We start from the raw sequence: 14,410 nt of genomic DNA, 5'->3' as shown, positions 1-14,410 counted from the left end.
TATCATGGAGAGTTTGATCCTGGCTCAGGATGAACGCTGGCGGCGTGCCTAATACATGCAAGTCGAACGCATCACCTTGGTGATGAGTGGCGAACGGGTGAGTAAGACATAAGCAACCTGGCTGTACCAGGGGGATAACGCGTGGAAACATGCGCTAAGACCGCATAGGCTTTAACTAAGCATTTAGATAAAGTTAAATATCCTAAGGGATAGGGAACAGATGGGCTTATGGTGCATTAGCTAGTTGGTGGGGTAAAGGCCTACCAAGGCGACGATGCATAGCCGGCCTGAGAGGGTGAACGGCCACACTGGGACTGAGACACGGCCCAGACTCCTACGGGAGGCAGCAGTAGGGAATTTTCGGCAATGGGGGGAACCCTGACCGAGCAACGCCGCGTGAAGGAAGAAGGCCTTCGGGTTGTAAACTTCTGTTATAAAGGAAGAACGGCTAATACAGGGAATGGTATTAGAGTGACGGTACTTTGTGAGGAAGCCACGGCTAACTACGTGCCAGCAGCCGCGGTAATACGTAGGTGGCAAGCGTTATCCGGAATTATTGGGCGTAAAGAGGGAGCAGGCGGCAATGGAGGTCTGTGGTAAAAGGCTGAAGCTTAACTTCAGTAAGCCATGGAAACCAAATAGCTAGAGTGCAGAAGAGGATCGTGGAATTCCATGTGTAGCGGTGAAATGCGTAGATATATGGAGGAACACCAGTGGCGAAGGCGACGATCTGGTCTGTAACTGACGCTCAGTCCCGAAAGCGTGGGGAGCAAATAGGATTAGATACCCTAGTAGTCCACGCCGTAAACGATGAGTACTAAGTGTTGGGGGGACAAGCCTCAGTGCTGCAGTTAACGCAATAAGTACTCCGCCTGAGTAGTACGTTCGCAAGAATGAAACTCAAAGGAATTGACGGGGGCCCGCACAAGCGGTGGAGCATGTGGTTTAATTCGAAGCAACGCGAAGAACCTTACCAGGTCTTGACATCTGGATAAAGACTCTAGAGATAGAGGGATAGATATATCCAAGACAGGTGGTGCATGGTTGTCGTCAGCTCGTGTCGTGAGATGTTGGGTTAAGTCCCGCAACGAGCGCAACCCTTGTCGTTAGTTACCAGCAGTAAGATGGGGACTCTAACGAGACAGCCGGTGACAAGCCGGAGGAAGGCGGGGATGACGTCAAATCATCATGCCCCTTATGACCTGGGCTACACACGTGCTACAATGGACGGATCAAAGGGAAGCGAAGAGGCGACTTGGAGCGAAACTCAAAAACCCGTTCTCAGTTCGGATTGCAGGCTGCAACTCGCCTGCATGAAGATGGAATCGCTAGTAATCGCGGATCAGCATGCCGCGGTGAATACGTTCTCGGGCCTTGTACACACCGCCCGTCACACCATGAGAGTTGATAACACCCGAAGCCGGTGGCTTAACCGAAAGGAGAGAGCTGTCTAAGGTGGGATCGATGATTGGGGTGAAGTCGTAACAAGGTATCCCTACGGGAACGTGGGGATGGATCACCTCCTTTCTAAGGAGAAAAAGGTTCTGTTCAGTTTTGAGTGGAGACACTCAAGGAAAAGAGATCATTGAAAACTGGATAATAAGATGAAAAGAAATATTAGAAAGATCAGGAGAAATCAAGGATCTTTCCTAATAGTCGAAAAAACTAAGAAAAAGTAACAAAAGCAAATCTAGGATAAGAAAAGAAGAGCGTATGGAGGATGCCTAGGCACAATGAGGCGAAGAAGGACGCAGCAAACGGCGAAACGCAGCGGCGAGTGGTAAGCACACGCAAGAGCCGCTGATATCCGAATGGGGGAACCCACTATCTACGAGATAGTATCCATGCATGAATACATAATGCATAGGAAGCAAGACGCAGGGAACTGAAACATCTAAGTACCTGTAGGAGAAGAAAATAAAGAATGATTTCCTGAGTAGTGGCGAGCGAAAGGGAAGGAGCCCAAACCAAGAGTTATCTTGGGGTTATAGGACAGTCAAGAAAGGCAAGACACTTTACAGAAGAAATACATGGGAAGGTATGCGAGACAGGGTGAGAGCCCCGTATTCGAAGTAGAGCGAAGCCAAGACTGATCCTGAGTACGGCGGGACACGAGAAATCCTGTCGGAAGGATCGAGGACCATCTCGAAAGGCTAAATACTCCATTGTGACCGATAGTGAACCAGTACCGTGAGGGAAAGGTGAAAAGAACCCCGGGAGGGGAGTGAAAGAGAACCTGAAACCATATGCTTACAAGAAGTCAGAGCCCGTTAAGGGGTGATGGCGTGCCTTTTGTAGAATGAACCGGCGAGTTATGATAGTCAGCGAGGTTAAGCAGGAGATGCGGAGCCGAAGCGAAAGCGAGTCTGAAAAGGGCGAATAGTTGGATGTCATAGACCCGAAACCGAGTGATCTAGCCATGACCAGGTTGAAGTTGGGGTAAAACCCGATGGAGGACCGAACCGACCCCCGTTGAAACGTTGGCGGATGAGTTGTGGCTAGGGGTGAAATTCCAAACGAACTCGGAGATAGCTGGTTCTCCCCGAAATAGCTTTAGGGCTAGCGTCAGGGTAAAGTAGCGTGAAGGTAGAGCACTGAATATGTGATGGCCCCATCCCGGGGTACTGAACATAATCAAACTCCGAATGTCACGAAAACATACCTGGCAGTCAGACAGTGGGTGATAAGGTCCATTGTCAAAAGGGAAACAGCCCAGACCATCAGCTAAGGTCCCAAAATTATTGCTAAGTGGAAAAGGATGTGGAGATGTCCAGACAACTAGGAGGTTGGCTCAGAAGCAGCCACCCTTTAAAGAGTGCGTAACAGCTCACTAGTCGAATGACTCTGCGCCGAAAATTTACCGGGGCTAAGCAATATACCGAAGCTATGGATTGACATTGAAAAATGTGAGTGGTAGGGGAGCGTTCTATCATCGGAGAAGCATGATCGTAAGGACATGTGGAGAGGATAGAAGAGAGAATGCCGGTGTGAGTAGCGGAACGTGGGTGAGAATCCCACGCACCGAAAACCCAAGGTTTCCAGAGGAAGGTTCGTCCGCTCTGGGTAAGTCGGGACCTAAGGCGAGGCCGAAAGGCGTAGTCGATGGACAACAGGTGGAGATTCCTGTACCTAATAAAGAGTGATGGAGTGACGGAGAAGGCTAGACAGGTCCGGCGGATGGAAGAGCCGGAGCAAGCGGGATATCTGGTGTGTAGAAAAATGCGCATACCGCAAGGAGAAGACGTGAAGCGTATGGAAAGGGGCGACCCAAGTACAGAAGCTGTCGAAGCAAGCTTCCAAGAAAAGCTTCTAGCAAATTTTTATTAGCCCGTACCGATAATGGACACACATGGGTGAGGAGAGAATCCTAAGGTGAGCGAGAGAACTATGGCCAAGGAACTCTGCAAAATGACTCCGTAACTTCGGGAGAAGGAGTGCTTATGAAAATAAGCCGCAGTAAAACGGCCCAAGCGACTGTTTATCAAAAACACAGCTCTATGCGAAGCCGCAAGGCGAAGTATATGGGGTGACGCCTGCCCGGTGCTGGAAGGTTAAGAGGAGTTGTAAGATCGTAAGGTCGAAGCAATGAATTGAAGCCCCAGTAAACGGCGGCCGTAACTATAACGGTCCTAAGGTAGCGAAATTCCTTGTCAGGTAAGTTCTGACCCGCACGAAAGGCGTAACGATTTGGGCGCTGTCTCGGCTGTAGACTCGGTGAAATCTTAGTACCTGTGAAGATGCAGGTTACCCGCGACTAGACGGAAAGACCCCATGGAGCTTTACTGTAGCTTGATATTGGACTTTGATGAAGGATGTACAGAATAGGTAGGAGACAGGGATACATGCACGCCAGTGTGTGAGGAGTCGACGTTGGGATACTACCCTTCCTTGATTGGGGTTCTAACCGGATGCTTTGAAGCAAGCAACGGGACAGTGTCAGGTGGGCAGTTTGACTGGGGCGGTCGCCTCCCAAAGAGTAACGGAGGCGCCCAAAGATACCCTCAGCTTGGATGGAAATCAAGCGCAGAGTGCAAAGGCAAAAGGGTGTTTGACTGCGAGACAGACAAGTCGAGCAGGGACGAAAGTCGGGCTTAGTGATCCGGCGGTACCGAATGGAAGGGCCGTCGCTCAACGGATAAAAGCTACCCTGGGGATAACAGGCTGATCTCCCCCAAGAGTTCACATCGACGGGGAGGTTTGGCACCTCGATGTCGGCTCATCGCATCCTGGAGCTGAAGTCGGTTCCAAGGGTTGGGCTGTTCGCCCATTAAAGCGGTACGCGAGCTGGGTTCAGAACGTCGTGAGACAGTTCGGTCCCTATCTGTCGTGGGCGCAGGAAGTTTGAGAAGAGCTGTCCTTAGTACGAGAGGACCGGGATGGACACACCAATGGTGGACCAGTTGTCACGCCAGTGGCACAGCTGGGTAGCTAAGTGTGGCAGGAATAAACGCTGAAGGCATCTAAGCGTGAAATCCCCTTCAAGATGAGACTTCCGGACGCAAGTTGGAAGACCCCTTAAAGACGATAAGGTAGATAGGTCAGGAGTGGAAGTATAGTGATATATGGAGCGGACTGATACTAATAGGTCGAGAACTTAACCTAGAAGAAGAAAGAACTTATTATCCAGTTTTGAGTGAGAGCTCAGAGGAATCCGGTGATGATGGGGATATGGAGACACCTGTAACCATCTCGAACACAGAAGTTAAGCATATCAACGGCGAAGATAGTGAGCGATCGCGAAAATAGCAGATTGCCGGGTAAGAGAAGGAGGAGTTCCTCCTTTTTTTATGTATTGGAAAGAGACTTTGACAATCTCAACTTTAAACTGTTCAATCAAACAATAGTGAAAATTCCATAGACATTCTTATTCTCATTTACTAACTAGCTGTGTGTAACAAGGAAGTTGGGTAATGCCATACTTTTTCATAAGGCTATATATAAAGCAGAACAGTGAAAGAATACAAGAGTGAAAAATGAGTATAAAAAAACATAACCTTGATTGAGGTTATGTTTTCATCTTATTATTTAGTTTCTTTCCACTCTGTAACTAATTTAGAGAACTCTACATATTTAATAGCACCACTTTTATTTGAAGTGATTTCTCCGTTTTTAATAAAGAATGTCTGTGGTAAGGTAGAATCACTATTAAAGTTATCTTTCATGTAGGTCGCTAAATCTTCAATTTTATCAGCATTTACATAATAAACTTTTTGGCGATTTTTCTTTATGTATTTTCTTACATATGTCGCTTGTTCTGCTGTTAGGTTAGCAGGATCATTATTCTGTTCCTCTGTTGTAGAGCTTGATGTCGTTGTTGTTTTGGTGGTACCGAATACTACGATAAAATCTTTATCGGCTTGAATCATAGAAACAGCCTTATCAGCTGAAATTATAGTATAATCATTCATATTGAACTGTTTATAAATTAAGAGTGCCCCAACAATGACAATAACGATACCAAAGACACTAATTTCTTTAGCGAACTTTTTAAGTTTATCCATACTTAGCCTCCTTCGTTCAATCCATTTTATCATAATTATGATAACTTCACAACCTCTCAGGCAATGAATTTTAGCTCTTTCTATCCTTGGTGTGATTATGCTATAATAGAGAAGTAAAAGGGGGATTTGCTAAATGAAAAATATAGTTAATACAGAAATGGCACCATCAGCAATTGGACCATACAGTCAGGGAGTAAATGTTGGAGATTTTATCTTTTTTTCTGGTCAGATTCCATTAGACCCTAAAACAGGAGAGATGGTTGAAAGTGATATTAAAGTGCAAACCAAACAGTCATTGGAAAATGTAAAAGCACTGTTAAATGATCAAGGATTAGATTTTTCAAATGTAGTGAAAACAACTGTCTTCCTTGATAATATGGATGACTTTGCTGCAATGAACGAAGTTTATGCAAACTACTTTGTCGCACCATTTCCTGCTCGAAGTGCAGTAGCGGTAGACAAGCTGCCTAAAGGTGCTTTAGTAGAAGTGGAAGTTATTGCTTACAAAGGTTAATTGCTGACTGCCTCAAAAGGGGAGTTAAAATGATTGATATTTTATTTAAAGTGAATTCTGCACATTGCATCGTTGTGACATCAGAAAGCCAGATTTTTTATTATGAACAACCGGTAGAAAAAGTGATGGATGATTATTTAAAGCCATTGCTGTTGTCATTTTCATCTATTCAGCAATCCAGTAAAGGGATTCTTGGAGAAGGACGATATAAAAAGCCAATTAGCTACTATACAGAACAGGGATTGAATATTTTAATCCCGACCGGTTCATATCGTAATCAAAAATGTATTTGGGTTTCACTTCATTATTGCTTACATCATGTTCGAGAGGAATTTAATGCTTTACTCAACGAAAACATCACAGCTTTTCAATGGAGCAAGCTTTTAAGCAGTGCAATTGCTTATAAGAATATGTTTGATTTAAAACCGGAAATACCTATATTCGGTAATGAAATTACTGTAGAAAAAATGCAATCAATATTGAAAGATTATTCCTAACTGCGAATAATCTTTTTTATTGGCTAAAAGTGTCGCTTTCTAAGTCAAATAAGGACTTTATCGAATATTTATAGCTAGAAAGCATATACATGAGTACGGGTGATGAAAATGAAAATAAAAAATGTCTTAGTCAATTGGTCTCTTTATGATGAAGAACTCTTAGAGCCATATGAATGGAAAGAAGACGATGATTTAGAATTAATTGATGAAATCAATTTAATTCGTGTGGATGAATTATGTTTAAATGATCTTTTCAACAACATCGTAACGATTTCCATGGAACGAACCAGCAACGAATTTATTGTCGCAAATGAAACCTATGCAATCGCAATTGAATTAGATCATAACGGACACTTGAAATATCGCAGTGTTCTCACATATGATAAGCGTAATGAGATCGGTGATATCATTAAAACTTTACCTACCCATTCACTTCTTTATACAGTTCAGGATTATTGTGAAAACAAAGAATATGGCTTAACCAGAGCCGAAAGAATAAAAAAACAATACCTCGTACAAAAGATTGAGTTATTGTATCAATATCAGCCAAGAAAACTCCTCAGCATTTATACACAGCTTTATTTAATAGAAGAAAGTGATCCGAATAAGGCTTATAAACGTATTTTAAAGCAGTTAAAAAGCGGTTATTTGAATTATCACGAATATCTTTATAAATTATTATATTTAATTTAGTTTATTTAATTCATTTTCAGTTTATAATTGTAATGTAGTATTAATGCAGAAGCTGAAAATAATCATAGTCAAATGATAGGATTTGATGTATTATTAACTAAAGCAAAGGAGTTGAAATTATGATTAGAATATATACGGCTCCAAGTTGTGCCTCTTGTCGTAAGGTAAAATCTTGGCTGAAAGAACAAAACATACCTTATGTGGAAAAAAATATATTTTCTACATTATTGAGAAAAAATGAATTGAGAGAATTGCTGGAACGTTCAGAGAATGGGACAGATGATATTATTTCAAAACGTTCTAAAATTATTAAGGAAAATAGAGTGGATGTCAATGATATGACGACCAATGAGTTGATAGAATTCATTCAAAATAATCCATCCGTCTTAAAAAGACCCATCATCATGGATGAAAGACGTTTTCAGGTGGGATTTAACAGCGAGGAGATCAGAGCCTTTATTCCTCGGGAATTAAGAAAATTAGCAGAATGTGAGCATGTGGCTTGTCCTCAGTTCAGTGATCCAAAATTACGTGTTCAACCAAAAATAATACCACAGCAGTAACCTACTGTGGTGTTCCATATAAGACATCGCACAGGCGGTGTCTTTTTCCTTTACAGTTTTCAACGTATGTGACATTAGCAGTCTTTAAAAAGGCATTGAAATTTTCTATTGCGTTTTCAGTTTTAGTGACTTCATATTCTATTTCATAATCAGTTACTCCTAGATACTCACTTTTATCTAAAGATAAGAGACCGTTTTTGTAAGGAAGGTCATATCGATAAGTCTGTAATGTATAGATCTGACAAAGATCTTTCAATGTAATATGATATTCTTTCAGTAATTCTAAAATTTCACTGTCAATTTCTTCATTATGAATTAAATGCAGGAAGTCCTCTTTTGAGATGTTTTCATTAAATTCATCTAAACCAACAGCACCGGAACGTTTTAAAGTAAACTCATAATGATCATCTTTTAAACGAACACGTAAAGTAATACGAGCTAATCTTAGTTTTTCTTCTTTCGTATCAAAATAGTAGTTTGTCTGCTGATATGCAGGACCTTTAAACAAGGGTTTCAACATATCATACTGTTCCTTAGTTAAAAGCAGTTTATATTCAATTTCAATGTTTTTATTCATACGCTTCACCTCTCCTTATATTATATAGAAGAAAGCTAGGATTTTAAAGTAAGATAGTATATAATATGACTAAATGGCGGTGATAGAATGATAAAGAGTTATTTAATGGTCGTAAAGCAAGATGAAAAATCTCAAAACATAGCAAATATATTAAAAGAGAAATTAAATGGTATACTGGAATATAATGAAAGCGAACCTGACCTCATCATTAGTATTGGCGGAGATGGAACAATGTTGTATGCCTTGCATGAATATTTCCATTTAGTTGATCAAGTTTATTTTATCGGCGTTCATACCGGAACCTTAGGTTTTTATACAGATTATTTAGCTGATGAAATCGATGAACTTGTGGCGGATATTAAAAAAGGAGAGTATACGATTAATAAGCGTGCAGTGCTGGATGTTGAGGTCATTGACGAAAATGGAACTGCACAGTATTATGCTTTAAATGAGATGCGTATTGAAAACCCACATTATACACAGGTGCTTCACGTTTATATTAATGAGGAACACTTGGAAACATTTAGAGGAAATGGGCTTTGCATTAGCACTCCTTCGGGATCAACAGCTTATAATAAATCATTAGGAGGTGCAGTCATTCATCCTGATTTAGAGGTCATGCAGTTGTCTGAAGTAGCGGGAATACAGCACAATGCCTATCGATCATTGGGCTCAAGTATCGTACTTGGAAAAGAACAGACAGTGACATTGACTTGTGATCGTTTTGATGGTGTTTTTATTGGGATCGATCAATATTCTTATAACTTGAAACCGTTTAAAAAAATTAATGTGTCTTTATCTTCACATTCTGTTCAATGCATCCAATATCGTCCACTTACCTTTATCAGTCGTATTAAGCGCTCATTCATCAGTTAATGAAACTGAAATTTAAGATCAAGCAGGATCAGCAACTGCGCGAGTTTATTGCTGAACATGATATTTCGGAGAAACTTTTATCGGCGATAAAAAATAATGGAGATTTGAGGGTGAATGGGGAACATGTGACGGTTCGCTGTTTACTAAGAAAAGAGGATATGTTGGAAATTATTTTCCCGGAAGAAAAACGAGGGAAACAACTGACACCAGCCAAAATGGATCTAGATATTCTTTACGAAGATGAGTATTTATTGGTCGTGAATAAACCGGCAATGATGCCCTGTATTCCTGATCATCGCTATCATGATCAAACTTTAGCTAATGGTCTTATTGCTTATTATGAAAGTATAGGCTTAGATAGTACGATACACTTTGTCAATCGGTTAGATCGGGAAACCAGTGGACTTTTGATTGTGGCAAAATATCGTTATATCCATTATTTGTTAAGTAGGGAGTATATCGAAAGAAAATATATGGCATTAGCTTATGGTCAGGTCAGCGATCAAACGATTGATTTACCTATTGGACGGTTGAGCCGCCATGTCCGCAGGGAAATTTTACCTGCTGGCAAACCATCTGTTACACATTGTCATGTTTTAAAACAGGGAGAACATTTCAGTCTTGTGGAATGTCGGTTAGAAACGGGAAGAACCCATCAGATCCGTGTGCATTTATCCGCTATTGGTCATCCTTTGATCGGGGATCGTTTATATGGCGATATCCGTAATTCGGCTGGCACATATTATCTTCATAGTTATCAGCTGCGGTTTACTCATCCGATAACAAAACAAGTGTTGATGTTTGTTGAAGAGAGGCCTATAGATGAAGCGTATTATCAATCTGATTGATGGCAGGTCACATCAAATAATGAAAGAAATAATAGTTAAAAATCGATAGTATAATAAAAACCGCTGTTTAGCGGTTTTATTCATAATTATGAAGTTTACTATGTTTAATTCGGTTCTGTTTCTCAATGTCGAAAATCATTCCGATAATCAACATATAGGATAAAAGCGACGATCCGCCATAAGAAATAAAAGGCAATGTAATTCCGGTAATCGGCATTAAACCTGTAATCATGAAGATATTCCAGATCTGTTGAATGAACAACAACCCAAATAGACCGGTCGTAAGACAACGTCCTTTTTCATCAGCTTGAATTCCTATTTTTAAAATGGTAATGTCTAAAGAGACAATTGCTGTCAGGACTGTGATTCCGGCAATCAACCCTCCCCCCTGACAAATGACAGCGAAGATGAAGTCTGTATGAGCTTCGGGGAAGTTCATCACAACGGATTGGAAGCCATGTCCAAAAATTGAAGCAGTTCCATAGGATAACAGTGCATTGAATAATTGATATCCCTCCTGTCCGTAGGTGCCCTCAGGATCCAGCCAGCCATAGAAACGTCCTGCCTTATGTCCGCTAAAGATCGATTTAAACAATTCCTGATTATATAGGAAGATATAAACGATAACTAATATTCCGATAAGGAGAAGACTTACTCCTACGATAAACCAACGCATCTGCAAACCGCTGGCAAATAATAAGAAGATTACCGATACAGCTATGATCATCGTAACACCGGCATCATTTTGCAGATAGATCAAAAGGCATGGCGGTAAAGAGACTGCGGCAACTTTAGCCAGTAATTTACAGTCCGTTTCAAAAGTGTGCAGTGTATATTGTTCATTATGCTCTTGAACGATTTTAGAAAGCACTATAATGATCGCCATCTTCATAAACTCACTTGGCTGCACACCACCTCCAGGAAAGCTAAACCAACTTGTAGCCCCATTCACATTTTTAGCGAAAGGAACTGGTAAGCCAAAGCGGTGTTTCAACGCTAGTAAGAGAAGTGAGAACATCAATATCCAATAGATGATCCATATACACGAATAGATCCTGTCACTTCCGAATTTATAAACAGCATACATGGCAACAAAGCCAATGATGTACCATTGTAATTGTTTTGACCAATACCCACCGGGATTTGGATAGGTAATAAGAGGTTTTGCGGAGGCGATTGCAATACAGCTGATGAGTGCGACAATAATCATGATCACTAGCAGCGGCCGATGAAAATATTGCTTCTTTTCTACATCCACGGAGTTCTTCCTCGTAATTTAAAATTCTCTATTTTCATGTTTCCTTCACCTCTAGACTATAGTATACTATAAATTGAAGAAAATACAAAGAATACCGTAAGAAAGGATACATGAAAATGGGAAATGAACTTTATTTATATATAGCTTTAGGCGTAATCGCTGCAGCATTGCTTCTTTTAGGCATTCGTTTTTATTTAAAGAATAAGAAGCCAAAACAGAAAGCAATAGCTAAATCCGGGGTGAATATTGATGAATTATTATCAGCCCTTGGCGGTAATGGCAATATCCAAGCAATCAGCAGTTCAATGTCAAAAGTAACTGTTGAACTTAAAGATTCAAAAGTTATTGAAGCAGAAAAAATAAAAGCTTTAGGTGCCAGTGGGATCGTTCAAAACGAAAATAAGGTATCAATGATCTTTGGGAAAACTTCTCAGGCGATTGAAAATGAAATGAAAGCGAAAGTTTAAATATACTGCCATTCCAGGCAGTTTTTTATATAGTTTTGAATGCTTTTAATTGTCGATATAAGTCTATTGTGATATAATTAACATGCTGAAAAGAGCGGGATTTGGCTATAAAAATAAACAAGCAAATAAGTGGTAATAGGAATTATTATCTGATACATTAATAGTGTGATCACTTTTAATTATCTTCTTTTACAGCGTTTTATTTATCATTTCTAGCACTCTGTTATGAAATACTAATAATTTTTTAAAATTGTAATAAATTTGTTGTATTCATATTTTGGCGGTGCTATAATTGACTAGGAAAAATAAAAAATCAAACAGGGGGTTTAAACACATGAGTTTAACAAATGCATGGGAAGGGTTTGTAGAAGGTAAATGGACTTCTGAAATCAACTTAAGAGATTTCATCCAATTAAACTACACACCTTACACAGGAGATGAATCATTCTTAGCTGGACCTACTAAAGCTACTTTAGAATTATGGGATCAAGTTATGGATTTAACTGCTAAGGAAAGAGATGCTGGCGGTGTATTAGATATGGATACTAAAGTAGTATCTACAATCACATCACATGACGCAGGTTACTTAGATAAATCAAAAGAAAAGATCGTTGGTTTCCAAACTGAAAAACCTTTTAAAAGATCTTTACAGCCTTTTGGTGGAATTCGTATGGCACAGCAAGCATGTGCAGATAATGGATACGAAGTAGATCCTGAAGTTGTTAATATTTTTACAAAATACAGAAAAACACATAACCAAGGTGTATTCGATGTTTATACTCCAGAAATGAGAGCATGCAGATCTTCTCATATCATTACTGGATTACCTGATGCCTATGGACGTGGACGTATTATTGGAGACTACAGACGTGTTGCTTTATATGGAGTCGATCGCTTAATTGAAGATAAAAAAGAACAGTTCGCTACATCACATGTTGCACGTATGAATAGTAAAAATATTCGTTTGCGTGAAGAATTAAGCGAACAAATCAGAGCTTTAGGTGAATTAAAAGAATTAGGAAAAATCTATGGTTTCGATATCTCAAAACCAGCAACAACTGCTAAAGAAGCGATTCAATGGTTGTATTTTGGTTACTTAGCATCAGTTAAGGAACAAAACGGGGCTGCGATGTCTTTAGGTAGAACGTCAACTTTCATCGATATCTATATCGAAAGAGATATTAAAAACGGGGTTTTAACTGAAGAAGAAGCACAAGAATTAGTGGATCATTTCATCATGAAATTAAGATTGATCAAATTCGCTCGTACTCCTGATTACAATGCGTTATTCTCAGGAGATCCACAATGGGTAACTGAATCAATCGGTGGTGTGGGTATCGATGGACGTCCTATGGTAACAAGAACATCATTCAGATATTTACACACATTAGACAACTTAGGTGCTGCACCAGAACCAAACTTAACGGTTTTATGGTCAACTCGTTTACCTGCTAACTTCAAAGCATACTGTGCAAGCATGTCAATCAAATCATCTTCAATCCAATATGAAAATGATGATTTAATGAGAGTGACTCATGGTGATGATTATGCAATCGCATGCTGTGTATCTTCAATGGTTGTTGGTAAAGAAATGCAGTTCTTCGGAGCCCGTGCTAACTTAGCTAAATGTTTATTATATGCCATCAACGGTGGTGTTGATGAAGTGTCTAAAAAACAAGTTGGTCCTAAATTCAGACCTGTTGAAGGAGAATATTTAGATTTCAATGATGTTGTATCTAAATATGAAGATATGATGGACTGGTTAGCTGGTGTTTATGTGAACTCATTAAATATCATCCATTACATGCATGATAAATACTGTTATGAAAGAATCCAAATGGCTTTACATGACAGAGATGTTAAACGTTACTTTGCTACAGGGATCGCCGGTCTTTCAGTAGTAGCCGATTCATTATCAGCTATCAAATATGCAAAAGTTAAATGTGTAAGAGATGAAGATGGTATCGTAACAGATTTCATCACTGAAGGTGACTTCCCTAAATATGGTAATAATGATGATAAAGCAGATGAAATTGCTACTTGGTTAGTAAAAACTTTCATGGATAAAGTAAGATCTCATCATACTTACCGTGACAGTGTGCCTACAACATCTATCTTAACGATTACTTCTAACGTTGTTTATGGTAAAGCAACAGGAAGTACACCAGATGGCAGAAAGAAAGGGGAACCATTTGCTCCAGGTGCAAACCCAATGCATCGCAGAGATACTCATGGTGCTGTTGCATCTCTTGCTTCAGTAGCAAAATTACCATTCAAAGATGCACAAGATGGTATTTCTAACACTTTCTCAATCATTCCGGGTGCTTTAGGTAAAGATGATCAAGTATTTGTTGGTGACTTGGATATTGACATTGATTTAGAAGATAAATAATAAAGGAAGCGATTCTTTTGAACGAAAAAAAAGTAGAAGAATTAATTAAAATGTTAGATCAATTTGTTGAGGATGGCGGTGGTCATATGAATGTTCAATTCAATGATGACAGCGAAGAATTCAATGTTGATAAGATAGAAGTAAAGAAAGGATTGGATACATGTGGTGTGCAGTCTGCATGCCAGATTCCAACATTCTTTACAGATGAAGACGACGAATTTTAA

Annotated in this window: 12 protein-coding genes and 3 rRNA genes; 12 read left to right on the top strand and 3 right to left on the bottom strand. The window is 39.9% G+C overall.

Annotation, left to right across the window (positions count from 1 at the left end; translation table 11 throughout):
- The first annotated feature begins 1 nt into the window (after position 1).
- The 3 genes from BN1225_RS06720 (at position 2) to rrf (ending at position 4,759) form a co-directional block, all read left to right on the top strand.
- A 16S ribosomal RNA gene (locus BN1225_RS06720) occupies positions 2 to 1,527 on the top strand.
- Between the two features lie 166 nt (positions 1,528 to 1,693).
- Positions 1,694 to 4,602, top strand: a 23S ribosomal RNA gene (locus BN1225_RS06715).
- Positions 4,603 to 4,650: 48 nt separating this feature from the next.
- Positions 4,651 to 4,759: ribosomal RNA gene (gene rrf, locus BN1225_RS06710) — 5S ribosomal RNA — on the top strand.
- Together the 16S, 23S and 5S rRNA genes form the textbook arrangement of a ribosomal RNA operon.
- A 262-nt stretch (positions 4,760 to 5,021) precedes the next feature.
- On the opposite strand, the gene BN1225_RS06705 is transcribed toward rrf, so the two are convergent.
- A complete protein-coding gene (locus BN1225_RS06705) occupies positions 5,022 to 5,501 on the bottom strand; it encodes a hypothetical protein (RefSeq protein WP_041139005.1) in 480 nt (159 codons plus the stop codon).
- 133 nt (positions 5,502 to 5,634) lie between these two features.
- Here BN1225_RS06705 and BN1225_RS06700 point away from each other — a divergent pair, with 133 nt between their 5' ends.
- The 4 genes from BN1225_RS06700 to spx all read left to right on the top strand — a co-directional run bounded on the left by BN1225_RS06700 (position 5,635) and on the right by spx (position 7,768).
- Complete coding sequence (locus BN1225_RS06700; RefSeq protein WP_041139004.1) at positions 5,635 to 6,015, top strand: RidA family protein; 381 nt, start codon at positions 5,635 to 5,637, stop codon at positions 6,013 to 6,015.
- 29 nt (positions 6,016 to 6,044) lie between these two features.
- Positions 6,045 to 6,512 carry a competence protein ComK gene (locus BN1225_RS06695; RefSeq protein WP_041139003.1) on the top strand — a complete coding sequence of 156 codons (468 nt, stop codon included), beginning with the start codon at positions 6,045 to 6,047 and terminating at the stop codon, positions 6,510 to 6,512.
- A gap of 108 nt (positions 6,513 to 6,620) precedes the next feature.
- Positions 6,621 to 7,205 carry a hypothetical protein gene (locus BN1225_RS06690; protein WP_052466417.1) on the top strand — a complete coding sequence of 195 codons (585 nt, stop codon included), beginning with the start codon at positions 6,621 to 6,623 and terminating at the stop codon, positions 7,203 to 7,205.
- 119 nt (positions 7,206 to 7,324) lie between these two features.
- On the top strand, positions 7,325 to 7,768 hold the full coding sequence (spx, locus tag BN1225_RS06685) for a transcriptional regulator Spx (RefSeq protein ID WP_041139002.1): 444 nt from the start codon (positions 7,325 to 7,327) through the stop codon (positions 7,766 to 7,768).
- 1 nt (position 7,769) lies between these two features.
- Here the strand turns inward: spx and BN1225_RS06680 are convergent, their stop codons facing one another.
- The gene (locus tag BN1225_RS06680) at positions 7,770 to 8,345 is read right to left on the bottom strand and encodes a CYTH domain-containing protein (RefSeq protein WP_052466415.1); all 576 of its coding nucleotides are present in this window, start codon (positions 8,343 to 8,345) and stop codon (positions 7,770 to 7,772) included.
- 87 nt (positions 8,346 to 8,432) lie between these two features.
- On the opposite strand from BN1225_RS06680, the gene BN1225_RS06675 reads away from it, so the two are divergent.
- Entirely contained in the window at positions 8,433 to 9,221 is a 789-nt protein-coding gene (locus BN1225_RS06675) for an NAD kinase (protein ID WP_041139001.1), read from the top strand.
- The gene (locus BN1225_RS06670; protein ID WP_041139000.1) at positions 9,221 to 10,069 is read left to right on the top strand and encodes an RluA family pseudouridine synthase; all 849 of its coding nucleotides are present in this window, start codon (positions 9,221 to 9,223) and stop codon (positions 10,067 to 10,069) included. Before BN1225_RS06675 ends, BN1225_RS06670 begins: the two co-directional genes overlap by 1 nt.
- 76 nt (positions 10,070 to 10,145) lie before the next feature.
- Here BN1225_RS06670 and BN1225_RS06665 read toward each other — a convergent pair whose 3' ends face one another.
- On the bottom strand, positions 10,146 to 11,327 hold the full coding sequence (locus BN1225_RS06665; RefSeq protein WP_041138999.1) for an FtsW/RodA/SpoVE family cell cycle protein: 1,182 nt from the start codon (positions 11,325 to 11,327) through the stop codon (positions 10,146 to 10,148).
- A gap of 116 nt (positions 11,328 to 11,443) precedes the next feature.
- Between BN1225_RS06665 and BN1225_RS06660 the strand changes: the two genes are divergently transcribed.
- The 3 genes from BN1225_RS06660 (at position 11,444) to BN1225_RS06650 (ending at position 14,410) form a co-directional block, all read left to right on the top strand.
- The gene (locus BN1225_RS06660; protein ID WP_041138998.1) at positions 11,444 to 11,794 is read left to right on the top strand and encodes a PTS sugar transporter subunit IIB; all 351 of its coding nucleotides are present in this window, start codon (positions 11,444 to 11,446) and stop codon (positions 11,792 to 11,794) included.
- Between the two features lie 334 nt (positions 11,795 to 12,128).
- Complete coding sequence (gene pflB / locus BN1225_RS06655) at positions 12,129 to 14,186, top strand: formate C-acetyltransferase (protein WP_041138997.1); 2,058 nt, start codon at positions 12,129 to 12,131, stop codon at positions 14,184 to 14,186.
- Between the two features lie 17 nt (positions 14,187 to 14,203).
- Positions 14,204 to 14,410 carry a hypothetical protein gene (locus tag BN1225_RS06650; protein ID WP_041138996.1) on the top strand — a complete coding sequence of 69 codons (207 nt, stop codon included), beginning with the start codon at positions 14,204 to 14,206 and terminating at the stop codon, positions 14,408 to 14,410.

The organism is Beduini massiliensis (assembly GCF_000829905.1).
Taxonomy (GTDB): Bacteria; Bacillota_I; Bacilli_A; order Erysipelotrichales; family Coprobacillaceae; genus Beduini; species Beduini massiliensis.
The sequence above is the reverse complement of the archived record's forward strand: the minus strand, read 5'-3'. Positions and strand labels throughout refer to the sequence as shown.